Source organism: Collinsella sp. SGI.241 (genome assembly GCF_050312955.1).
Taxonomy (GTDB): domain Bacteria; phylum Actinomycetota; class Coriobacteriia; order Coriobacteriales; family Coriobacteriaceae; genus Collinsella.
The window spans coordinates 1-21,306 of the sequence record NZ_JBNPKM010000002.1 but is presented as its reverse complement, the minus strand read 5'-3'; the positions used below and the strand labels follow the sequence as shown (position 1 = coordinate 21,306).

Annotated in this window: 22 protein-coding genes; 11 read left to right on the top strand and 11 right to left on the bottom strand. The window is 62.9% G+C overall.

Annotated elements, in window-relative coordinates; all coding sequences use genetic code 11:
* The first annotated feature begins 202 nt into the window (after nucleotides 1-202).
* Together ACQQ92_RS01090 and ACQQ92_RS01085 are read left to right on the top strand one after the other, a co-directional pair.
* On the top strand, nucleotides 203-739 hold the full coding sequence (locus tag ACQQ92_RS01090) for a PTS sugar transporter subunit IIA (protein ID WP_427747646.1): 537 nt from the start codon (nucleotides 203-205) through the stop codon (nucleotides 737-739).
* Between the two features lie 233 nt (nucleotides 740-972).
* Nucleotides 973-1,530, top strand: coding sequence for a hypothetical protein (locus tag ACQQ92_RS01085; protein WP_427727307.1), 558 nt, complete (start codon nucleotides 973-975; stop codon nucleotides 1,528-1,530).
* A 511-nt stretch (nucleotides 1,531-2,041) separates the two neighbouring features.
* On the opposite strand, the gene ACQQ92_RS01080 is transcribed toward ACQQ92_RS01085, so the two are convergent.
* The 8 genes from ACQQ92_RS01080 to trxA form a co-directional block, all read right to left on the bottom strand.
* Complete coding sequence (locus tag ACQQ92_RS01080; protein WP_427794071.1) at nucleotides 2,042-2,710, bottom strand: HAD family hydrolase; 669 nt, start codon at nucleotides 2,708-2,710, stop codon at nucleotides 2,042-2,044.
* Between the two features lie 124 nt (nucleotides 2,711-2,834).
* Nucleotides 2,835-3,869, bottom strand: coding sequence for a hydrogenase expression/formation protein HypE (hypE, locus tag ACQQ92_RS01075; RefSeq protein ID WP_427794072.1), 1,035 nt, complete (start codon nucleotides 3,867-3,869; stop codon nucleotides 2,835-2,837).
* 48 nt (nucleotides 3,870-3,917) lie between these two features.
* Nucleotides 3,918-5,030 (bottom strand): hydrogenase formation protein HypD, encoded by a 1,113-nt coding sequence (hypD, locus tag ACQQ92_RS01070; RefSeq protein WP_427794073.1) that lies wholly within the window; start codon nucleotides 5,028-5,030, stop codon nucleotides 3,918-3,920.
* Nucleotides 5,030-5,290, bottom strand: a complete 261-nt coding sequence (locus ACQQ92_RS01065) for a HypC/HybG/HupF family hydrogenase formation chaperone (protein WP_427727316.1) — start codon at nucleotides 5,288-5,290, stop codon at nucleotides 5,030-5,032. The genes hypD and ACQQ92_RS01065 overlap by 1 nt, the downstream gene beginning before the upstream one ends.
* A gap of 134 nt (nucleotides 5,291-5,424) precedes the next feature.
* Entirely contained in the window at nucleotides 5,425-8,082 is a 2,658-nt protein-coding gene (gene hypF, locus ACQQ92_RS01060) for a carbamoyltransferase HypF (RefSeq protein ID WP_427795567.1), read from the bottom strand.
* A gap of 117 nt (nucleotides 8,083-8,199) precedes the next feature.
* Entirely contained in the window at nucleotides 8,200-8,706 is a 507-nt protein-coding gene (nikR, locus tag ACQQ92_RS01055) for a nickel-responsive transcriptional regulator NikR (protein WP_427794075.1), read from the bottom strand.
* A 1-nt stretch (nucleotide 8,707) separates the two neighbouring features.
* A complete protein-coding gene (locus ACQQ92_RS01050) occupies nucleotides 8,708-8,956 on the bottom strand; it encodes a hypothetical protein (protein ID WP_006235225.1) in 249 nt (82 codons plus the stop codon).
* 219 nt (nucleotides 8,957-9,175) lie between these two features.
* Complete coding sequence (gene trxA / locus ACQQ92_RS01045; protein ID WP_154518161.1) at nucleotides 9,176-9,496, bottom strand: thioredoxin; 321 nt, start codon at nucleotides 9,494-9,496, stop codon at nucleotides 9,176-9,178.
* 136 nt (nucleotides 9,497-9,632) lie between these two features.
* Here trxA and ACQQ92_RS01040 point away from each other — a divergent pair, with 136 nt between their 5' ends.
* Complete coding sequence (locus ACQQ92_RS01040) at nucleotides 9,633-10,208, top strand: hypothetical protein (protein ID WP_427794076.1); 576 nt, start codon at nucleotides 9,633-9,635, stop codon at nucleotides 10,206-10,208.
* Between the two features lie 60 nt (nucleotides 10,209-10,268).
* On the opposite strand, the gene ACQQ92_RS01035 is transcribed toward ACQQ92_RS01040, so the two are convergent.
* A complete protein-coding gene (locus ACQQ92_RS01035; RefSeq protein WP_427794077.1) occupies nucleotides 10,269-10,409 on the bottom strand; it encodes a hypothetical protein in 141 nt (46 codons plus the stop codon).
* 194 nt (nucleotides 10,410-10,603) lie between these two features.
* On the opposite strand from ACQQ92_RS01035, the gene nadA reads away from it, so the two are divergent.
* Genes nadA through ACQQ92_RS01015 form a run of 4 tightly spaced genes read left to right on the top strand, consistent with a single transcriptional unit; the run spans nucleotide 10,604 to nucleotide 14,471 of the window.
* Nucleotides 10,604-11,629, top strand: coding sequence for a quinolinate synthase NadA (gene nadA / locus ACQQ92_RS01030; RefSeq protein WP_427794078.1), 1,026 nt, complete (start codon nucleotides 10,604-10,606; stop codon nucleotides 11,627-11,629).
* Between the two features lie 56 nt (nucleotides 11,630-11,685).
* Nucleotides 11,686-13,062, top strand: coding sequence for an L-aspartate oxidase (locus ACQQ92_RS01025; RefSeq protein WP_427794079.1), 1,377 nt, complete (start codon nucleotides 11,686-11,688; stop codon nucleotides 13,060-13,062).
* 3 nt (nucleotides 13,063-13,065) lie between these two features.
* Nucleotides 13,066-13,926 (top strand): carboxylating nicotinate-nucleotide diphosphorylase, encoded by an 861-nt coding sequence (gene nadC, locus ACQQ92_RS01020; RefSeq protein ID WP_427794080.1) that lies wholly within the window; start codon nucleotides 13,066-13,068, stop codon nucleotides 13,924-13,926.
* Complete coding sequence (locus ACQQ92_RS01015) at nucleotides 13,926-14,471, top strand: transcription repressor NadR (protein ID WP_427719302.1); 546 nt, start codon at nucleotides 13,926-13,928, stop codon at nucleotides 14,469-14,471. The genes nadC and ACQQ92_RS01015 overlap by 1 nt, the downstream gene beginning before the upstream one ends.
* A gap of 237 nt (nucleotides 14,472-14,708) precedes the next feature.
* On the opposite strand, the gene ACQQ92_RS01010 is transcribed toward ACQQ92_RS01015, so the two are convergent.
* Nucleotides 14,709-14,960 (bottom strand): indolepyruvate ferredoxin oxidoreductase subunit alpha, encoded by a 252-nt coding sequence (locus tag ACQQ92_RS01010; protein ID WP_158564522.1) that lies wholly within the window; start codon nucleotides 14,958-14,960, stop codon nucleotides 14,709-14,711.
* A 590-nt stretch (nucleotides 14,961-15,550) separates the two neighbouring features.
* Here ACQQ92_RS01010 and dnaK point away from each other — a divergent pair.
* The 4 genes from dnaK to ACQQ92_RS00990 all read left to right on the top strand — a co-directional run bounded on the left by dnaK (nucleotide 15,551) and on the right by ACQQ92_RS00990 (nucleotide 19,850).
* Entirely contained in the window at nucleotides 15,551-17,443 is a 1,893-nt protein-coding gene (gene dnaK, locus ACQQ92_RS01005) for a molecular chaperone DnaK (RefSeq protein WP_427795566.1), read from the top strand.
* Nucleotides 17,444-17,445: 2 nt separating this feature from the next.
* Nucleotides 17,446-18,288: a nucleotide exchange factor GrpE gene (locus ACQQ92_RS01000; protein WP_427795565.1), complete on the top strand. Its 843-nt coding sequence runs from the start codon at nucleotides 17,446-17,448 to the stop codon at nucleotides 18,286-18,288.
* Nucleotides 18,289-18,395: 107 nt separating this feature from the next.
* On the top strand, nucleotides 18,396-19,361 hold the full coding sequence (locus ACQQ92_RS00995; RefSeq protein ID WP_154518131.1) for a DnaJ C-terminal domain-containing protein: 966 nt from the start codon (nucleotides 18,396-18,398) through the stop codon (nucleotides 19,359-19,361).
* Nucleotides 19,362-19,433: 72 nt separating this feature from the next.
* Nucleotides 19,434-19,850 (top strand): heat shock protein transcriptional repressor HspR, encoded by a 417-nt coding sequence (locus tag ACQQ92_RS00990; protein WP_427719306.1) that lies wholly within the window; start codon nucleotides 19,434-19,436, stop codon nucleotides 19,848-19,850.
* A 424-nt stretch (nucleotides 19,851-20,274) separates the two neighbouring features.
* Here ACQQ92_RS00990 and ACQQ92_RS00985 read toward each other — a convergent pair.
* Nucleotides 20,275-21,306, bottom strand: a 1,032-nt coding sequence (locus tag ACQQ92_RS00985; RefSeq protein WP_427795564.1) for an IS110 family transposase, incomplete at its 5' end; no start/stop codon positions are given.

The window sequence follows — 21,306 nt, the reverse complement described above, 5'->3', positions numbered from 1 at the left end:
ATGACGACGGCATCTGGAACGCTTTTGTTCACCCGGGGCTTATCGAGGCTTAATCGACAATATGAGTGCCCATGGGAAAAGGTTTTGGAAGGGCTTGGAAGGGCTTGTGATTTGGGCCCTCGCCTTAGCATTTTGGCCATTTGGCACTATAATCACCATAGGTATGCGCATAACGTTGCGCTTAATCAAGAGGAGAAAACGTATGGGTCTGTTTGATATGTTCAAGAAGAAGGCTGAGCCCGTGGCTGCCGCTGCTCCGGCCTCCATTTCTGCTTCTGCCGGCGCCGACGTGCTGTGTTCGCCCGTCAAGGGCAAGGTCATCAAGATGGCCGACGTGCCCGATCCCGTCTTTGCTGGCGAGGTTTTGGGCAAGGGCTGCGCCGTGTGGCCCGAGGACGACCTGGTCTACGCTCCCTGCGACGGCAAGGTGACCGTCACCATGGGTCACGCCGTGGGCCTGCAGTCCGATAGCGGCATCGAGGTTCTGGTGCACGTTGGCGTCGATACCGTCAACATGAATGGCGACGGCTTCGAGGGCTTCGTCAAGGCCGACGACGTCGTGAAGGCCGGCCAGCCCTTGCTCAAGATCGACCGCACCAAGATCGCTGCCGCCGGTTACAAGGACTGCGTCGTCGTGGCCGTGTCCAACACCGCCGAGTTTGCCGATGTCGAGCTCGCCGTCGAGGCCGAGTCTGCCGTCGCCGCCGGTGACGCCATCGTTAAGGTCGTCCGCAAGTAGTCTGCGGCATCCAGAAGATGCACAAGGGTGGTCGGGTTATCCGGCCACCCTTTTTTAATAGGCCGAGCAGGCGCATTTTATTGCAGGGGGCTTGCTTTATGGGCCATTCACTCGTCAAATTGAGCCGCCCACGCTTTTGCGACGTAGGGGGTTGAACGGAGCCGCTAATATGGACCTACTGTTACGACGTGCGCTGCGCGGGAAACGCAGCGCCGCTTGTTTGGAGGAATGTCATGAAAAAGAAGCTGCTGCTTGCGCCCCTGATGGCTGCCCTGGTCGCGTGCGTGGTTTTGCTTTCCGGCTGCGGAGGGCCTTCGGTGGAGGAGCTCATCACCAACGACCTTACGAGTCAGTTTGACGAGATCAAGAACGGCGGCGATGATTTCCTCTCCGGCCTGGAAGAGGCTTCGGGCGACGAGTTTGAGCAGCTGGGCATCGATCCCAAGGAGTATGCCAAGAGCTATCTCGAGGGTTTTGATTACAAGATCGGTGATGTGACGGTCGATGAGGACAAGGGCACCGCGACCGCCGAGGTCACCATCACCTGCAAGTCCATGAACAAGATCGTCGAAGATTTTGCCACCCAGTATCAGGAGAAGATCGCCGCACTCGATACGATGCCTTCCGAGGACGAGCTGTACAAGATGGCCGGCCAGGTGATGGTCGACGTGACCAAGGCCGCTGAGACCAAGGACACCAAGGTCACCTTTAAGTATTCCGCCAACGAGGATAACGAGTGGTCTGCCGACGATTCCGCAACCACCGAGATGATGAATGCGATGATGAACTAGTTCGTTGCGGCGTTTTACCAAACGCCGCAACTGCTCGACGCTGCGTGGGCACCAGAGCGACAACTTGTCATTCAAAGAGGACGGCATGACCAGAAGGTCTATGCCGTCCTCTTTTCATGCCAATTTGTTCGCTCTGGTGCCCGCTCGCTGACATTGCCGAAACATCGACGTTGCCATGGTAGTCATTGGGGACGTTCTTAAATGACTAGTCAAAAGGGACACTCTTGCGGCACTTGGGGACGTTCCTTTTCTGCCGGCAGCTGGGGACACTCCTTGCACCGGCGTTACATCGAATGCTTGGGAAAATGCGACCCGGTTTTTGGCCGAATAGTGGGTTGCGGTTTCCGGATGGGGTGGGTTGCGGAAAGTGCGACCCGGAATATTGCTCCAAAACGGGATGTCGTTTCCCCGACGCGCCTCAAACGGAAAGTGCATCCCATTCCGGAGCCCCAAAACGGGATGCCGTTTCCGCGTGGAAGAATTGTCGCAGCTACGTTAAGCGGCGGCTCCGCTACTCGCCCAGCACCAGCGCCGCGAGCTCTGCCTGGCTGTCCACCACGTAGTCGGCGCCGGCGGCTTCCAGCTCTGCGCGGCCGCGGAAGCCCCAGCTGACGCCCGCGCTCTTAATACCGGCGTTGTGGCCGGTCAGGATATCGACATTGGAATCGCCCACATAGAGCGTGGTCGCCGGGTCGGCGCCCAGCTCTTCCATCACATGCAGCGTGACGGGTGCCTCGGGCTTGGGCGGAAACGCATCGACACGGCCCTGTACCAGCGCAAAGCGCTCGGAACCAAAATACTTCTCGATAAGCGGGGCCGCCGAGACGTGGTCCTTGTTAGTGAGCACGGCAAGCTGCACACCCGCGGCACGCAAGCGGTCGAGCATCTCGATCGTGCCGGCATAGGGGGCGGTGTGGTCCTCCTTGTGCTCGCCGTAATAAGCCCTAAACTCGGCAAGCGTCTGCTCAAACATACGGCCGTCGCCCGCGTACTCGGCGGGCATAAAGCGCTCAACCAGCTTGAGCATGCCGTTTCCCACCTTGTAGCGGTACTCGTCAACGGCAAACGTGGGCCAGCCGTGCGCCTCGCAGGTATGGTTGCCGGCGGCTGCCAGGTCCTCGAGCGTGTTGAGGATGGTGCCGTCCAGATCGAAGATCACATGGGAAAAAGCTGCTGCCATGAAAGCTCCCGTCGTTGGGTTTCAAAACGCACCCCATAATACTGGGCTTACGCGTTGGGTGTGCTTGGAATCTGAACATCTCCAGGGATATCAGGTGACATCGCGCCACTCATGAGATTCCGCCCTAGCAAATTCTCGGCAGCTGCTCTCCCACGAGCATGTCGAGGATGCGGGTAGAGCCCCAGCCGGTGCGCACGCGCACGGCGGGACGGGCGTCCGATCCAAGCGGCAGCACGCGGCCGATGATGGCGGCATTCTCGCCGTAGCGGGCGGCGCGCATGGCGGCTAGAGCCGCATCGGCTTGCTCGGCCGGCACCACGGCGACCATCTTGCCCTCGTTTGCCACCTGCAGCACATCGTAGCCGAGCATCTCACATGCCGCCTGCACGTCGGGGCGCACGGGCACGGCATCCTCGTCGATCTCCATGGCAACACCGCTGGCCTGGGCAAACTCGTTGAGTGTGGATGCCAGGCCGCCGCGCGTGGGGTCGCGGAAGCAGCGCGTGCCGGGCGCTGCGGCCAAAACGTCGGCAATCAGGTGGTTGAGCGGCGCGGCATCGCTTTCGATCGTGCTCGAAAATGCCAGGCCCTCGCGCTGGCTCATGATGGCGATGCCGTGGTCGCCGAGTGTGCCCGACACCAGGATGACATCGCCAGGCTGGCAGTTTGCACCGCTGAGCGCCACACCCGCAGGCACTTCGCCCACGCCGGCGGTATTGATGTAGACGCCGTCGGCCCCGCCGCGCTCGACCACCTTGGTGTCGCCCGTGATTATGGACACGCCCGCCTCGCGCGCCGTCTCGGCCATCGTCTGCACAATCTGGCGGAGCTTATCCATGGGATAGCCCTCTTCGAGGATAAAACCGCACGATAGGTAGCGCACGTTGGCGCCCGAGGTCGCGACATCGTTGACGGTTCCGCACACGGCGAGACGGCCGATGTTGCCACCGGGGAAGAACTGCGGCGAGACTACAAAGCTGTCGGTCGACATGGCGATGCGCCCGCTCGCGGGCAGCGCGGCGACGCCGGCGTCGTTGCCTTCGAGCAACTCGGGCGCCCCAAAGGCATCCAAAAAGACCTCATCGATGATGCGTTTCATCATCTGACCGCCGGAGCCATGGCCCAAAAGGACGGTGCTATCGGTGGCAGTACGGGACATATCGAAAACTCCAATCGTGGGTGGTGCCAGTGTGCGGGTGCGTCCGGACTAGTTGCGGTAGCGGTAGTACGCCGCGCAGCTGCCTTCGGAGCTCACCATGCACGGGCCGACGGGGTGCTCGGGCGTGCAGGTGCGGCCAAAGAGCGGGCAGCCGCTCGGCGTAATGGCCCCGCGCAGCACGTCGCCGCAGCGGCACCCACGCGGCTCGACCGTCGCCTCAACGGGCACGTCAAAGCGGGTACGGGCATCAAAGCGCGAGAACTCAGGGCGGATGGAAAGGCCCGAGTTGGCAATTGGCCCCAGCCCGCGCCATGTGGTGTCGCATGGCTCAAACACCTGCTCGACCAGCTGTCGCGCCACGGGGTTGCCGCCTGCGTTGACGCCACGGCGGTAGGCGTTGTCGATCGCGGGCCTGCCCTCGACAACCATCTGGACCAGCATGCAGATGCCCTGCAGGATGTCGACCGGTTCAAATCCCGTGACCACGCCCGGGGTATCGAACTCGTCGACCAAAAAGCTAAAGGGCGCCAAGCCCGTGATGGTGGCGACGTGGCCCGGCAGGATAAAGCCGTCGATGGCGGTCTCGGGATCGTTGGCGATGGCGCGCAACGCCGGCGGCGTGGTCTTGTGGGCGCAATAGACCGAAAAGTTCAAAAGCCCGCGCGCCTCGGCCTCCAAGATGGCAGCGGCGATGGTGGGCGTCGTAGTCTCAAAGCCCACGCCCATAAAAATGACCGGACGATCGGGGTTTTGCTCGGCAATGTCGAGCGCATCGAGCGGGGAGTAGACGATGCGGATATCGCGCCCTGCCGCCTTTTGCGCTGCGAGCGAGGTGGACGATCCGGGCACGCGCATCATGTCGCCAAAGGTGGTGATGATGGCGCCGTCTATGTTGGCGAGCGCGATCGCGTGGTCGATGTCACGGTTGGCAGTAACGCAGACGGGGCAGCCCGGGCCGCTCAGCAGCTTGAGCCCGGCCGGCATAATGGAGCGAAAGCCATAGCGGCCGATGCTCACGGTGTGCGTGCCGCAGACTTCCATAAGGTTGATGGTACGGTCGCCGACAAGACCGCGAATGCGTTCGATGAGCTCGCGGGCCAGCTTGGAATTGCGAAATGCCGAAAAGTCGATACCGGAGCGAGCCGGCTGTCCGGCCGCCACTAGTATGCCTCGGCCGGGTTGCTGGCCAGTTGGTCTTCTTCGGCCAGTTCGGTCATGGCATTAACGAGCTCGAGTGTTTCTTGCGCTTCCTGCTCGTCGACGATCTGGATGCCAAAGCCGGCGTGTACGAGAATATAGTCGCCAACCTGCGCCGTCGGCACGAGTCGCAGCGACACCGGACGCTCGACGCCCATCATATCGACGGTGGCCTTGAGGCCGTCGTCGCGTTTGACTACTTTACCGGGGACGGCAAGGCACATATTGTTCCCCTTTTAGACGTTTTGCGCTGGATAGGCGCTCAATAATCCATCAGTTGATGGTAGCGCTCGCGGGGTTCGCGGGCAAACGCGTTACGCCTGTGAGACGGCTGGGCACAGCGGTGTGCGAGAGCGAGCTACTGCGATGCGATCTGCGCAAGACGAGCGCTTGCGACCGCCGCCTGACCGTAGGCGATGCAGCCGTCATTGACGGGCACGGTATGGGGGATAAGGACAGTAAGACCTGCGCTTTTGAGCTCGCGGGTGAGGAGCTGGAGCAGAAGTCGGTTCATGAACACGCCGCCCGAGAGCGCAACGGTATCGAGGCCTTCACGGGTGCAGATCTCGCTGGCGATGCGTGCCGAGGAGCGCGCGACGGCGACATGGAAGTCGAGTGCGAGCCTGTCGGCGGGCACACTGGCTCTGGTTCCCTCCAAAAGTGCCGCAAAAAGTGAGCTGGGGCTCAGGACGAGAGACCTGCTCGAGGTTGCTTGGACAGTTAGTTCAGATTTGTACTTTTTAGAGTGGTAATGGGTGGTATAAATCGTCTGCGAGGGCCCCGAATGGGTTGATTTGGGGTATCCGGCGGGCGAATTAACCGCAAATGAGGTGCCTGGAGAGCCCTCTTCGGGGTAATCTGAGTCAAAACCGTTGGTTAGAGGGTCTGTTTTTAATACAAATCTGAACAAACTGTCCAGTCGCAATGGGTCAGATGCGGAACAGCCGTCTTTATCGCCGGGAACATGGGTAATTTTGCTGCCGAGCGCGCGCCAGGCGGCGGCTTCGAGTTCGATGGCGGGCTCGCCTTCGTAGGTTGCCTGCCCGCAAATGCCCAAAACTGCAGCGGCGGCGTCAAAGAGACGCCCCATACTGCTCGTGCGTGGGCTGTTGATGTTCCGCTCGATCATCGTTGCCGTCACGCTGCGTGTTTGCTCGTCTAGGCCGTCCAAGAGCCGCTCGGCCCCCGGATGTTCAAGCAGGCCGAGCTCACTGAGCAGGGCAAAGGCGTTGCGGCGGGCGTCGCGCACGGAGGCCGCCCCGCCGGGGAGCGTCCAGGTGCGCAAATGCGCGGCGCGCTCAAAGCCGCCAAGGCTGGCAACAAGAAACTCGCCGCCCCAAATGGTCCCATCGGTGCCGGCGCCGGTGCCGTCAAAGGCGATGCCAAGGACGCGCGCGTCGGTTGTAAGCTGGCCCGCGGCAATCGCCTCTGCCATTACGCTCGCGATGTGCGCATGATGGTGCTGCACCTCGACGAGCGGCAGATTGCATTTTCGCGCCTGCTCGCGCGCCCATTGGCTCGACAGATAGCTGGGGTGTAGATCGCAGGCCAAGGCGGCGGGCGCCAAGTCAAAGAGATCTTCCAAGCGCGTGCGCGCGGCGTTCCAGGCATCGAAGGTCCTGCCGTTTTCAACATCGCCGATATACTGCGATACAAAACAGGTTGCCTCGCCGTTCGTCCCTTCACGCGTGAGCGCAATCGTGGCCTTTTGTTGTGGCCCGCAGGCGAGCACGCAGGACGGAGCGCCGTCGAGCGCCGGCAACGGCAGCGGCTGGGGTGCATATCCGCGAGCGCGGCGAACGGGCATGGCGACCCCACCGACCACGCGCACCACGGAATCATCGTAGCGCGAGAGAATCGCACGGTCGTTGCCAAGTAGCGCGTCAGCGATGCCGGCGGCAACAAGGTGCTCCCATGCAAGGGTATCATCGGTCTCGATGGGTTCTTCGCTCAGGTTTCCGCTGGTCATGACGAGCGCGTGCATACCGCGGGCTTCTGCCGCGGCAAGCAACAGATGCTGAAGCGGGGTGTAGGGGAGCATAACGCCAAGCTCAGGAAGGTTGTGCGCGACGGACGGCGCGAGCGCGTTGGGGGAGCCGCCGCTCTCGCAAACGGCACGTCGGTGCAGCAGCACGATGGGGCGAATGCTGCCGGTCAGCAAGCCGCGTTCAACGTCGTTGACATGGCACAGGCGTTCAGTATCGGCAAGGCCGCGTACCATGACGGCAAGCGGTTTGTTGCTGCGGCGTTTGCGGCGGCGAAGCTCGGCTACCGTCTTCTCGTTGGAGGCGTCGCATGCCAAGTGAAATCCGCCCAGACCCTTGATGGCGATGATACCGCCGTTGGCCAGCAGCTCAACACAGCGGTCGATAATGGCGTCGCTGGTCTTGCGCGTGGTGCCGACGGTCAGCGACACGGCGGCTTCGCCGGCCTCGCGCCACGTAATGTGCGGCCCGCAATCAAAGCAGGCATCGGGCTGCGCGTGAAACCGCCGGTCAAGCGGGTCGCCATACTCTGCGGCACAGGCGGGGCACATGGGAAAGCAATCCATCGAGGTGGCCGCTCGGTCATAGGGCAGCGACCGGATGATGGTAAAGCGCGGTCCGCAGTTGGTGCAGTTGATAAAGGGATAGTGAAAGCGTCGGTCGGCGGGGTCGAACAGCTCGTGCAGGCAGTCGTCGCACGTGGCGATGTCGGGCGAGACGAGCGTCGTGTGGGCGGTTTGATCCTGCGATGCCACAATGCGAAAGCCCCGCTCGTTGGCGGCGTCCCAGTCGCCGGGCGCTAGGTCCATAACCTCGACATGCTCCACACGAGCCGCCGCAGGCGTATGCTCGGAAAGCGCGGCGACAAATTCGTCGAGCGCCTCGCTTAGAGCGTGCGCCTCGATATGCACGCCATCGCCCGCGTTAAGCACCCAGCCGCAAATGCCGTGCGCCATGGCCTCGCGATACACAAACGGTCGCATGCCGACGCCCTGCACAATGCCCGTTACATGGATATGCGCATGTCGCATGCGACCCTCCTTCATCGAGACCTGCCAAAAAGGGACAGGTTTATTTTGGTAGGTAAAACGTTAAACCTGCCAAAACAAACCTGTCCCTTCTTGGCAGGTGCGCCGCGCAAAGACCCGCTACAGCCCCAGGCTCTGCTCGGTGGCGGCGCAGGTGAGCTCGCCGTGCTTAACGCCGCGCAGGCCCAGCAGACGGTCGGCCAGCTCGTAGACACGTTCGCCGCGACCCTTAAGCGCCAGAATCTCCAAGCAGTTGTGGTGGTCCAGATGCACGTGCATGGTCGAGACAATCTCGTCGGTGTAGTCGTGCTGCACCTCGTCCAGGCGGCGCGTCAGGTCGCCGGTGTGATGGTCGTAAATCATGGTGAGCGACCCGATGACCTGCTCGTCGGGCGTTCGCATCTGCTCCTTGGCAATGGAGGCGCGAATCAGGTCGCGCACGGCCTCGGAGCGGTTGGCAACGTCGCCGCGGCGCGCGATTTGCTCGTCAAAGAGGCGCAACAGGTCGTCGGGCGCGGTGACCGAAAAACGGACCAGCTCGGAGGCGGAGCTGCTGCAACGGCAGCCCACGTCGCCGGTCGGCCCGTGCGGATGCTCGTGCTCGCAGGCGTGCTCGTGCTCGGCCACGCTACACCAGCTTTACGGAGCCAACGGAGTTATGGTCGGCCTCGATGGCCTCCTCGTAGCCCTCGAGTGCGTCGTGCGCCTCGTGGAGCGCCGCCATGGCGGCCTCGAGCTTGGCGCCAATGCGCTCCATGTCAAAGTTCTCGGTCGCATGCAGCAGCTGATGGCTCCACTCGTGGGCGAGCTCGATCGTGTCGTCGACCTGCTTGACGCTCATGGCAAGCTGGCTCATGTTCATTCCGACGTCATGCATGGGAATCTCCTTTTGTACGGGTCTAATCAGTGGTTCAGATTCTACTACGCCCGCTTTACGCATCGCCGCATAAGAAAACGGGTGCGAGTCCGTCTGACCCGCACCCGTTCACTGGGGGCTGTTTGTGATTACCATACTATCCGTGGTCGCGGGCGCAACACCCGGCTCTCCGGCGAGCGGCACAAAACCACTCATGGACGGCAACAAATGACCGGCGTATTACAGGTGCTTCTCAAGCAGCGCCTGCAGCCTGGCCTTGGGCAGCGCACCGACGGAGCGGTCGATTTCCTCGCCGTTCTTAAAGACAACCAGCGTGGGGATGCTCATAACGCCAAACTTCATGGCCAGGTCCTGATTGTCGTCGACGTTGCATTTGGCGACGGTAATCTTGCCGGCCAGCTCGTCGGCCACTTCGTCAACAATGGGCGAGAGCGAACGGCAGGGACCGCACCACGGTGCCCAAAAATCAACCAGCACGGGAAGGCTGCCGTTAACGACGGAATCGAAATTCTCGGGGGTAATCTGCTTAATGTCAGCCATGGTGACCTCCATAGTGCGACGCGGCTCGGCCGCGTAAAACTCAGTACGACCGTGCTTATACCCAACGGCCCGCAATGCAACCACTCGCGGGCGGCTCTTTTATATAATGGTGGGCATTCAAACGATTGGAGAGCGCATGCCCACGTCACAAAGCCAGAAAAAAGAAGCCATCGCCCAGGCGGCCGAGCAGGAGCTCGCATCGCTCGCGGGTCGCGGCGTGCGTATCGCGGGTAACGCGTGCTCGCCGATTGTGCTGGTAAAAGGTGATTTGGACGATGCCGAGCGTGCGGGTGGCGAGCTGGCTGCCGGTCCAGACGGCGCCGCGTTGCGTAAGGCGCTCGGCGCCATCGGTTACGCGCCCGAGGATTTCTGCGTGCTGGCAAGTGTTGCCGGCGCGGGCGACGGGGCGGTTGCGGCGGGCGAGGACCTGCCGTGCGAGCTGTTCCGCGAGGCGCTCGAGGCCTTGGACCCCGAGGCGGTCCTGCTGTTGGACGATCGCGCGGCCGATACCATGCGCGAGACCTACGCAGACATGCTCGTGGCAATCGACGACTTTGATACCGCCATGCTCAAGCCCGGCTTGGTCGCCCACGTGCAGGGTCGTCGCGTACTCGCGCTCGACGGCTTTGAGGCCGCGCTCACTGACAGAGCCGCCAAGCAGCGCATGTGGGCCTACATCAAGCAGCTGACCCCGGCCGCCGCGCCGCTGTAGCGGACTGGCGCCGGCAAGGCGGTCCTGATGGGTCGAGCGCGGCGCCGACTTGTCGCGCCCTTACATCACTGCACGAAGCTCAAACCGATTGCCGTGAATGCGAAACTGGCAGTTGCCGTTCATGCGCTCGACGGCAAGCTTAATGCTCCTGGTGCCAAAGCCGTGTCCGGTGTGCCCGGCTACGGGCATGCCGTCGACCATGCGCGGCGGCCGTCCAAAGATGCCTCCTGCGTTATCGAGAGCTCGACTGTCCTCAGCTTGCCAGTTCGAAAATGGACCCGCCCCAAGATTGAATCCTTATTCCAACTTTACACCTGGCTTTACAGCTGTCTTGTCAGCTGTAAAGCCAGGTGGCATACTAAAGCCCCAAGATTCGCCAAAAGAGAGGGGCCTTGATGGCACAGAGCGCGAACATGGATGCATCGGAGCTTGCACGCGATATCGCGGCCGGCCTGGCATCGGCAACGACGGCAACGGAGCGCGCGGCACTGGTGCCCGCAGAGCTCGTCGAGGCCATTCATCGGCTAAAAACCCAACGTGACGCAGTGATTCTGGCGCACTATTATGTGGCGCCCGAGGTTCAAGCTGTGGCCGATTACGTCGGCGACAGCTTCTACCTGGCAAAGCTCGCCAAGAGCCTGCCGCAGCAGACTATCGTGCTGTGCGGCGTGGAGTTTATGGGCGAGAGCGCCAAGCTGCTCAACCCCACCAAGACCGTGCTGCTGCCCGAGCCGGGCGCGGACTGTCCCATGGCGCACATGGTCAAGCACGAGACGGTCGACGCGGCGCGCGCCGAATATGGCGACGACCTGGCCGTGGTGTGTTACGTCAACTCGACGGTCGAGATCAAGAGCTGGAGTGACGTGTGCGTTACCAGCTCTAACGCCGTCAAGATCGTCTCCGAGCTGCCGCAGCAGCACATCTTGTTCATTCCCGACCAGAACCTGGGTCGCTTTGTGGCCGAGCAGGTGCCCCAAAAGCACGTCATCCTCAACAACGGCTACTGCCCGCGCCATCACATCATCACCGTCGAGCAGATCGTCGACGCACAGGAGGCGCACCCCGACGCGCTCGTGCTGGCGCACCCCGAGTGCAAGGCCGACGTCCTGGCCGAGGCCGACTACATCGGCTCCACTGCCGGCATCATCAAGTATGCCGAGGAGTCGGACGCGAGCGAGTTTATCATCGTGACGGTCCGCGGCGTGCTCTACGAGCTCGAGCGGCGCTGCCAGGGCACCGGCAAGAAGTTCTACTTCCCCGCGGTGCAGCCCACCTGCGTCAACATGGATCTCATCACGCTCGAAAAGCTCGTGCGCTGCCTGGAGACGGGCGAGGGCGAGGTGCAGATCGGCGTGTCGGATGAAGCCGCCGACCAGGCCAAGCTCACGCTCGACCGCATGCTCGAATACGCGGCGCGCTAGAACGATGTGACATGAGGGACCATCCCTTATGTCACATTGCAAGGGAGAGGATTCCTGTGGAAACCAAACAATGCCCCGACATGGAGTGCGATGTCGTCATTGCCGGTTGCGGCGTGGCGGGCCTATACGCGGCCCTCAATCTGCCGACGAGCACGCGCGTGATCATGCTCTCCAAGGGTGCTGTCGACGAGTGCGATTCGATGCTCGCGCAGGGCGGTATCTGCGTGCTTCCCGAAGGCTCTGACTACGACGCCTTCTTTGAGGACACCATGCACGCCGGCCACTACGATAACCGCCGCGAGAGCGTCGACATCATGATCCGCTCGAGCCGCTCGGTCATCAACGACCTGCTGGCCATGGGCGTGGACTTTGAGCGCAAGGCCGACGGCAGCCTCGACTTTACCCGCGAGGGTGCGCACAGTCGCCCGCGCATCGCCTTCCATGCCGACATTACGGGCAAGGAAATCACGACCAAGCTCCTCCAGGCCGTTCGCAAGCTGGATAACGTGCAGATTTTGGAGCACGTGGCCATGACCGACATTCTGACGGGCGAGCGTGATGGCGCCACGGCGTGCCTCGGCGTCGTCGCCGTTCCCGTGGACGAGGACAACTCGGTTCGCCCCGCCGACGAGCTGGCAAATGCCGCCGAGGGCGTGCATGCCGGCGAGCCGTTTAAGATCCATGCCCGCCACACGCTGTGGGCGACAGGCGGCATCGGCGGCGTGTACGACCACTCGACCAACTATCCGCAGCTCACGGGCGATGCCTGCTACATCGCCCAGGAGCATGGCATTAAGATGGAGCACCTGGACTACGTGCAGATTCACCCCACGGGACTGTTCTCGCCGCAGCCGGGCCGCACCTTCCTGATCAGCGAGAGCTGCCGCGGCGAGGGCGCGATTTTGCTTAACGCCGCCGGCGAGCGTTTTACCGACGAGTTGCAGCCGCGCGACGTTGTCACCGCCGCTATTCGCGAGCAGATGAAGCAGGATGGTACCGAGCACGAGTGGCTGAGCTTTGCCCCCGTTGAGCGCGACGTGGTAACCGGACACTTTGCCAACATTCGCGCACGCTGCCTGGAGGACGGCCGCGACATCTTGGACGAGCCCATTCCCGTCACACCCACGCAGCACTACTTTATGGGCGGCGTGTGGATCGACAAGGACGGCCGCACCTCGATGCCCGAGCTCTACGCCGCCGGCGAGACGGCCTGCAACGGCGTTCACGGCAAGAACCGCCTTGCATCAAACAGCCTGCTCGAGGCGCTGGTCTGGGGTCGTCGCGCCGCGTGGCACATGCGTACCGGCCAGTCGCTCGCCGTGGAGCAGGCGGGCGAGCCCGCGCTCGATGGCCGTCATCGCGCCCTGAGCGCCGACACCCTGGCAATCGATGATTTGGCCCGTGCCGCCGGCACGCAGGCCGTGGAGGAGTAGACCATGAACCCCATTACCATGAAGCTCGTCGTCGATGATCTGATTTTGCAGGCTCTGCGCGAGGACATTACGTTTGAGGATGTGAGCACGGCGAGCGTGTGCCCCACGGCGCGTCCCGCCACGGTGGAGCTCATCGCCAAGGCCGATGGCATCATCGCGGGCCTGGATGTGTTCGCTCGTACCTTTGAGCTGCTGGATTCGCAGAGCTCGGTGCTGTTTGACGTTGCCGATGGCGACGAGGTGCACGCCGGCGACCATGTGGGCCAGGTACGCGGCGATGCACGCGTGCTGCTTTCGGGCGAGCGCGTGGCGCTCAACTACCTGCAGCGCATGAGCGGTATCGCTACCTATACGCACCAGATGGCTGCGGCGCTCGAGGGCACCAAGACCGTGCTCGTCGACACGCGCAAGACCACGCCGGGTATGCGCGTCTTCGAGAAGGCCGCGGTCGAGATCGGCGGCGGCAGCAACCACCGCTACAACCTGTCGACGGCCGTCATGCTCAAGGACAACCACATCGACGCCGCCGGCGGCGTGACGCGTGCGATCGAGATGGCGCGCGCCCATGCATCGTTTACCGCGACGGTCGAGATCGAGTGCGAGAACCTGGACATGGTGCGCGAGGCCGTGGAGGCCGGCGCCGACATCATCATGCTCGACAACATGACCCACGATGACATGGCTGCCGCGATTGAGCTTATTGCCGGTCGCGCCAAGACCGAGTGTTCGGGCAACGTGGATGCCGGCAATATCCGTGCGCTTGCCGACCTGGGCGTTGACTTTATTAGCTCGGGGGCGTTGACGCACTCTGCGCCGATTCTCGACCTCTCGCTTAAGCACCTGCGTCTGCTGGACGGTAAATAATGGACGCCCGCGAGCGTCGCCGTGCCATCATGGGCGTGCTCGAGCGAGCCAAAGACCCCGTCTCCGGCAGTACGCTTGCTCGCGAGGTGGGTGTGAGCCGCCAGGTTGTCGTGCAAGACATCGCCCTGCTGCGCGCCGATGGGCACGATATCGTGGCGACCAATCGCGGCTACGTGCTGCAGGAGGCCCCCAGCAGCCCCGCCGTGCCCACGCGCCTGGTCAAGGTTCGCCATAGCGTGGAGCAGACAGGCGATGAGCTCACGAGTATCGTCGACGCCGGAGGCGCCGTGCTCAACGTAATCGTCAACCACCGCGTGTACGGTAAGATCACGGCCGACCTGGACATCCGCAATCGTCGCGATGTTGAGCGCTACCTGCACGATATCGAGAGCGGCAAGAGCTTTCCACTACTAACGGTGACGAGCGGCTATCACTTCCATCGCATCGCGGCAGAGGATGAGCAAGCCCTCGACGAGATCGAGGCTATGCTCAAGGAGAAGGGCTATCTGGCAGACCTGATGCCCTACGAAGACGATCTGTCGTAGCCGACGCTGCAAACGCCCCTAAGCGGCAATCTGACGTTCAATCGTCGGTCGCGTACAAAAGTACGCTTCTCTTCTCTTTCGCGTCACCTTGCTCGCTTAGGGGCGTTTTCGCTGACTTATGCTCAACCTGCGACGGTGCCAAATTAGCTATCCGCACAAAAAAGAGGCCTCTGCGGCGATGCGGAGGCCTCCTTTTTTGTGCACGGTGTACTTGTGAGTGTGCAAGTGGGGGAGTTGTTACTCCTCGACGATCTCGGTGATCGCGCCGGCGGGGCAAGCGTCCTGGCAAGCGCCACAGGCGACGCAGGAGTCCTCGTCAGCAACGGTAGCGACGTCCTGGAGCTCCAGAACGCCAGCGGGGCAGGAGTCGACGCAAACGCCACAAGCGATGCACTCGTCGGCATCAATTACGGGATGAGCCATGGTAGTTTCCTCTCTGTTGACCGACGCTACAGGCGATGCGCGCCGGTTTGATTCGGGCAAAAACATACCACGTGAGCGACCGTTTGCAATACCCTCTGGCCGGCATCTTCATACCATTCGCCGAGTATGCCACGGCTTACTAAGAAACGCACAGGTGAGGCTGGTGAGCTGTGCAAATGTTAGCTAAAGGTGACTCGAATTATTGAGCAATTGAGTGGGCTTTCGGAAAGCGCATCCCGTTATCTGGTCGAAAAACGGGTCGCAGTTTCCGGTTGGGCCCGCTAGCGGAAACTGCGACCCGGTATTAGCTCTCAAAACGGGATACAGTTTCCGGTTGAGCCTTCAGACGGAAACTACGACCCGGAATCCACGCTCAAACCGGGACGAGCTTTCCGTAAAGCAGCCCCAAGCACCCCCGGCCCAAACCTCAGCCATCTCTACATAGATCTCGATAGATTTGCCGAGAACTCAATCAGCGCATCTACCTGCGTATTCGAGAACCTAAACTCTAAGTGATAAGAAATCTTATATGAATTGACTTAGATTTTGTATATTCCGGTCCATAAGGGGATACACTACATCCTGAAAGACAAACCGAAAGACCGCTTGGCAGACCGCCGAGTCGGTGCAAACGCACAAGAGAGAGGGAATTTCTAATGGGCAAGATTCTTGGTATCGACCTTGGTACTACTAACTCCGCAATGGCCGTTCTCGAGGGCGGTTCTCCGACCATCATCGTGAACGCCGAGGGCGACCGCACCACCCCGTCTGTCGTGGGCTTCCGTGCCGACGGCGACCGCGTCGTGGGCAAGGCCGCTAAGAACCAGGCGGTCACCAACCCCAAGAACACCGTGTTCTCCATCAAGCGCTTCATGGGCCGCAAGTACTCCGAGTGCACCTCCGAGCTCAAGACCGTGCCGTATGAGGTCAAGGAGGGCCAGGGTGGCCGTGCCGTCGTCGACATCGAGGGCAAGGAATACACCGCCGAGCAGGTGAGCGCCATGACGCTCGCAAAGATGAAGGCCGACGCCGAGAAGTATCTGGGCGAGACCGTCACCGACGCCGTCATCACCGTCCCGGCCTACTTCAACGACGCCCAGCGTCAGGCCACCAAGGACGCCGGTAAGATCGCCGGCCTCAACGTTAAGCGTATCGTCAACGAGCCGACCGCTGCCGCTTTGGCCTATGGCCTGGACAAGCAGGGCTCCGACCAGCGCATCCTGGTCTTCGACCTGGGCGGCGGTACCTTCGACGTCTCCATCCTCGACCTCGCCGACGGCGTGTTTGAGGTTCTGTCCACCTCGGGCGACAACCACCTGGGCGGCGACGACTGGGATCAGCGCGTCATCGACTGGATGGCCGATAAGTTCCAGCAGGAGAACGGTGTCGACTTGCGTCAGGACCCCATGGCCCTGCAGCGTCTGAAGGAGGCCGCCGAGAACGCCAAGAAGGAGCTCTCCGCCGCCCAGCAGTCCACTATCAACCTGCCGTTCATCACCATGAACCAGTCCGGCCCGCTGCACCTCAACTACACGCTGACCCGCGCCGAGTTCGAGAAGATCACCCGCGACCTGCTCGAGCGCTGCAAGCAGCCTGTCACCAACGCCCTGCGCGACGCTAACCTTAAGCTCTCCGATCTGACCGAGGTCATCCTCGTCGGCGGCTCCACCCGTATGCCCGCCGTCCAGGAGCTCGTCAAGACCATGACCGGCAAGCAGCCCAATATGTCCGTGAACCCCGACGAGGTCGTTGCCGACGGCGCTGCCGTCCAGGGCGGCGTGCTCACCGGCGACGTCGAGGGCATCCTGCTGCTCGACGTTACCCCGCTGTCGCTGGGCGTCGAGACCATGGGCGGCATCATGACCAAGATGATCGACCGCAACACCACGATTCCGACCTCCAAGACCGAGATCTACTCCACCGCTGCCGACAACCAGACCAGCGTCGAGATCAACGTGCTCCAGGGCGAGCGCGAACTTGCCCGCGACAACAAGTCGCTCGGTAAGTTCCAGCTGACCGGTATCCCGGCTGCCCGCCGCGGCGTGCCGCAGATCGAGGTCACCTTCGACATCGACGCCAACGGCATCGTCAAGGTCTCCGCTAAGGACAAGGGCACCGGCAAGGAGCAGCAGATCACCATTTCCGGCTCCACCGCTCTGTCCGACGAAGAAGTCGATCGTATGGTCAAGGACGCCGAGGCTCATGCCGAGGAGGACAAGAAGCAGAAGGAAGAGGTCGAGGTCCGCAACCAGACCGACAGCCTGTGCTACTCCACCGAGCAGACCCTCAACGAGCTGGGCGACAAGGTTTCCGCCGACGTGAAGTCCAAGGCCGAGGCCGCTATCGCCGATGCCAAGAAGGCGCTCGAGGGCTCTGACGTCGAGGCCATCAAGGCCGCTGGCGAGTCCCTGCAGTCCGTGGCCTACGAGCTGGCTCAGGTTGTCTACGCCGACGCTCAGCAGCAGACCGACGGTGCCGCCGGCGCCCAGCCTGCCGACGATGACGTCGTCGACGCCGACTACGAGGTTGTGGACGACGAGGACAAGTAATCATGTCCGCCCGTAAAGCTCGCACGGAGGCGGCTGCCGTTGGAGCCGCCCCCGTTGACTCTGAGGAGAAGGACGTGAAGATTCCCGTAGAGGCCGTCGACGATACCGAGACCAACGAGGCCGAGGCCGCCGAGGCTGTCGAGAACCAGGTAGAGGATTCCAACAAGGAGGCGACGATGACCGAGGACGAGATGGTGGAAGCCGCTATCCGCGCCGGTGAGGAAGCCGCCGACAACGACTTTAAGCTCAAGTTCGAGCAGGCCCAGAAGGAGCTTGCCGACGTGCGCAATGAGCTCGATGCTGCGGCAGAGGCTCAGAAGGCTGCCGAGGACAAGGCGAAGGACGCCACCGAGCGCACCGCCCGTCTGCAGGCCGACTGGGAGAACTTCCGTCGCCGCACCGCCAGCGAGCGTATCGCCGAGCGTGAGCGCGCGACCGAGAAGCTCGTCACTGCGCTGCTGCCGGTGGTCGACGATATCGAGCGCGCGATCGACCATGCTCGCAGCCAAGAGCTTTCCGACGACTTTAAGCAGTTCGTCGACGGCGTCGACGCGGTGCATGCCAAGCTACTCGATGTGTTTGCGCACGAGGGCGTTGAGCCCATCGACCCCAAGGGCGAGGCGTTCGATCCGCTCGAGCACCAGGCTGTGGGTCGCGTCGAGGACTCGTCGCAGTACGACGAGACCGTCAACGACGTGTACCAGAAGGGCTACCGCATGGCGGACCGCATCCTGCGTTCCGCGATGGTGACGGTGACCTACGGTGGCGAAAAGCGCCCCGCACCGGAGCCCGAAGCGGCGCCCGAGGATGCTGCGGCCGATACGGCCGAGAGCACCGAGGAGTAATTGAGAAGGGCCCCGGGGCAACACCCGGGGCCCTTTCTGGCCTAGTGCCATATGAAAGCATGAACCGCCGCCCGCTGGGCGACGGATAAAACAGGAGAGGAGCTACGATGGCTGCAGGCAAAACCTTCTATGACATCCTGGGCGTATCCAAGAGCGCCTCCGACAAAGAGATCAAGAGCGCGTTTCGCAAGCTCGCGCAAAAATATCACCCCGACGCCGGCGGCGACGAGGCCAAGTTCAAGGAGATCAGCGAGGCCTACGAGACGCTTTCGGACGAGAAGAAGCGCAAAGAGTACGACCAGATGCTCATGTTTGGCGGCATGCCGGGCGCAGGCGGCGCGTATGGCGGCGGCTACGGTGCCGGCGCGGGTGCCAGCGGCTGGGGAGACATCTTCGACAGCATCTTTAGCGGCAACGGCGCCTGGGGCAGCGATTGGGGCTCGGGCTTTGCCGGGGCTGCGGGCGCTGCCGGTGCCGGCGCGGGTCGCAGCCGCGCTCGCAAGGGCGGCGACCTGTCGCTGACCGTCGATGTGACGGCCGAGGACGCGTTTCGCGGCGTGACGCACAAGGTCACCTATCGCATTCCCTCGACAGGCGAGCAGCAGACCATTACGGTCTCGGTGCCCGCGGGCGCGGTCGACGGCGGCAAGCTACGCTACAAGCGTCGCGGCGAGTATGGCGTCGCCGGCGGCGAGCGCGGCGACCTGGTCGTGACCACGCATGTGGAGGAGCACCCGCTGTTTAAGCGCAAAGGCGCCGACGTGACCATGGAGGTACCGGTCTCGGTCTACGAGGCGGCGCTCGGCTGTACGGTGGACGTGCCCACGCCCGGCGGTGCGACGGTCCGTTTGAAAGTGCCTGCGGGTACCCAGACGGGCAAGAAGTTCCGCTTTAAGGAGATGGGGGCGCCCGACGTTAAGCACCGTGGCCGTACGGGCGCGCTGCTCGTCGAGATCAAGGTACAGGTTCCCACGAACCTATCCGATGACGAGCGCGATGCCATGACCAAGCTGCGCGAGGCCGACACGCGCGACTACCGCGAGAAGGTCAACCGTTACAAGGCGACGTTCTAGGGCGGTCGCGGTGCACGCCCACGCCTGCGGGCTTATGATGGACGATAACGAGACGGAAAGGGGTCAGGTAGCATGGCCGAGGACAATAGGAACAAACCGCTGTACATGATCAGCGTGGCGGCCGAGCTGACCGGCATGCATCCGCAGACTCTGCGCGTCTACGAGTCCAAGGGTCTGGTGAACCCCCAGCGCTCGGGCGGCAACACGCGCCTGTATTCGCGTGCCGATATCGAGCGCCTGGAGCTCATCAACCAGCTGACCGACGAGGGCATCAACCTTGCCGGCGTGGTGCGCATCCTCGATATGAAGGAGCGTGCCGAGGAGCGCGAGCGCGAGAACGAAAAGCTCCGCGCCCGCATGCGCCAGCTCGAGGACGAGCTGCACGAGTACAAGATGCAGAAGAAGATCACCTCCCTGGCCCCGCGCGATGGCTCGGTTAATCCCGAACAGGTCATGCGCAAGCTACTGGGAGCCGGCGGGGATCTCTAGGTTCCGCCGTTCTAACGAACGGCGGACCGGTCGACGCTGCGCGCCGCCCAGAGCGACAATTTGTCATTCAAAAGGCAAGGCATGACCAGAAGGTCTATGCCTTGCCTTTTTCATGCCAACTTGTTCGCTCTGGACGTCGCTCGCTCATATGACCCAATCCGCTGTCAAGAGCCACAATGGTCCCGCCGACCGCTTGCAATCGGTCGGCGGGGCCTGCCGTTGAACCCGTCCCGGTCCGCCCCCGGCATGTCATCGACGCCTTCGGCTCAGTCTCATATCCGCGGATACCGTTCTGTCGGCCCGCACTCCATTCCTTCGGCGGGGTTCCCCAACTCTGTCGAGGCGCATGCGGAGGGCTCCGCGCGCACAGCGAAATAGGGGGTATCCCCGAAGGCCGCCCGGCTCGCCGGGACGGGGGCTATGTCTATTCCGCGCCCTCCCGGCACATCATGCCGAGGGCCCAGAGCCACCTCACGAGCTCGGCCGCGGTGGCCGCGTTGGCCTTCGCCGCGGGCATGCCGCGGGCGAGCATCTCCTCGCGCCGCCGCAGGAGCCGCTCGGACCCCTTCCTCCCGTGCATCCTTATCTCGAGGGGCACGCCCGTGTCCCTTGGCATGAGCTTCGGCTGGTGCCGTGCCGCGGCGTAGCACCATGAACCCTCAACGGCCAGCTTCCTCACGAGCGCGTTGCCCGCATCGCTGATGCCTCCGAGCCGCACGGAGTCGCCACTCGACCTCTGACTCGGCGCGAGACCGAAATAGGCCGTGACCTGCCTTCCGGAACGGAACCTCGTGAAGTCGCCGACCTCGGCCGAGAAGGCTGCGGCCAGCGCGAAGGCGCAGCCCTTGATCGACTGGAGGGCGGCCACCTCCGCGGCGATCGGGCTGGCATCCACGGCTGCCCTGTACTCGGAGAGCAGGTCCGCCCGGGCCTCCGCCGCGGCCTCGACCTCGTTCCTCAGGGCGGCGAGCGCCCGAACCCCGCCATCGTCCTCAGGCCTGACCTTGTCGAGCCACCTCAGGAAGTCGTAGGTCCAGTACTTCCTCGGGTTGCCGGCGGGCGTGGTTCCGCCGTAGACGAACCCCCGCTTTGCGAGGAAGGCGAGCAGCCGCTGCTTGGCGGTCGCCAGGCGCGCGGTCGCCCCGTCGTAGGCGCCGGCGAGGTCCCTGATGCCTTCGACCTCGGGGGAGGGGACCCATACGGGGGAGATGTCGTGGGCGAGTATCGCCTTGGCCATCCTGGCGGCGTCGTTCCTGTCGTTCTTGGAGGCCGAGTCGGCGGCCGACCTGGGGATCTTCGAGACCGCGGCGACGACGCACTCGACGCCGAGCCCGGCGAGCTCCCTTTGCGGGGCGAAGCCGAGGTAGCCGCTCTCGTAGGCCGCGAGCGACGGCCCGGGGAACCCATCCATCCACCCGGCGATCTCGCCCCAGGGGTTGCCGGGGAACCTCCTCGT

Excerpts from the sequence above, each read along its gene's own strand:
- ACQQ92_RS01040 (WP_427794076.1), top strand. The coding sequence starts at position 9,633 with ATGCCCACGTCACAAAGCCAGAAAAAAGAAGCCATCGCCCAGGCGGCC.
- ACQQ92_RS00990 (WP_427719306.1), top strand. The coding sequence starts at position 19,434 with ATGGCCGAGGACAATAGGAACAAACCGCTGTACATGATCAGCGTGGCG.
- ACQQ92_RS01085 (WP_427727307.1), top strand. The coding sequence starts at position 973 with ATGAAAAAGAAGCTGCTGCTTGCGCCCCTGATGGCTGCCCTGGTCGCG.
- hypE (WP_427794072.1), bottom strand. The coding sequence starts at position 3,869 with ATGTCCCGTACTGCCACCGATAGCACCGTCCTTTTGGGCCATGGCTCC.
- ACQQ92_RS01015 (WP_427719302.1), top strand. The coding sequence starts at position 13,926 with ATGGACGCCCGCGAGCGTCGCCGTGCCATCATGGGCGTGCTCGAGCGA.
- ACQQ92_RS01065 (WP_427727316.1), bottom strand. The coding sequence starts at position 5,290 with ATGTGCCTTGCCGTCCCCGGTAAAGTAGTCAAACGCGACGACGGCCTC.
- ACQQ92_RS01050 (WP_006235225.1), bottom strand. The coding sequence starts at position 8,956 with ATGCATGACGTCGGAATGAACATGAGCCAGCTTGCCATGAGCGTCAAG.
- ACQQ92_RS01010 (WP_158564522.1), bottom strand. The coding sequence starts at position 14,960 with ATGTTTTTGCCCGAATCAAACCGGCGCGCATCGCCTGTAGCGTCGGTC.
- ACQQ92_RS00995 (WP_154518131.1), top strand. The coding sequence starts at position 18,396 with ATGGCTGCAGGCAAAACCTTCTATGACATCCTGGGCGTATCCAAGAGC.
- ACQQ92_RS01035 (WP_427794077.1), bottom strand. The coding sequence starts at position 10,409 with ATGGTCGACGGCATGCCCGTAGCCGGGCACACCGGACACGGCTTTGGC.
- nadC (WP_427794080.1), top strand. The coding sequence starts at position 13,066 with ATGAACCCCATTACCATGAAGCTCGTCGTCGATGATCTGATTTTGCAG.
- dnaK (WP_427795566.1), top strand. The coding sequence starts at position 15,551 with ATGGGCAAGATTCTTGGTATCGACCTTGGTACTACTAACTCCGCAATG.
- ACQQ92_RS01000 (WP_427795565.1), top strand. The coding sequence starts at position 17,446 with ATGTCCGCCCGTAAAGCTCGCACGGAGGCGGCTGCCGTTGGAGCCGCC.
- hypF (WP_427795567.1), bottom strand. The coding sequence starts at position 8,082 with ATGCGACATGCGCATATCCATGTAACGGGCATTGTGCAGGGCGTCGGC.
- ACQQ92_RS01080 (WP_427794071.1), bottom strand. The coding sequence starts at position 2,710 with ATGGCAGCAGCTTTTTCCCATGTGATCTTCGATCTGGACGGCACCATC.
- ACQQ92_RS01090 (WP_427747646.1), top strand. The coding sequence starts at position 203 with ATGGGTCTGTTTGATATGTTCAAGAAGAAGGCTGAGCCCGTGGCTGCC.
- trxA (WP_154518161.1), bottom strand. The coding sequence starts at position 9,496 with ATGGCTGACATTAAGCAGATTACCCCCGAGAATTTCGATTCCGTCGTT.
- nadA (WP_427794078.1), top strand. The coding sequence starts at position 10,604 with ATGGCACAGAGCGCGAACATGGATGCATCGGAGCTTGCACGCGATATC.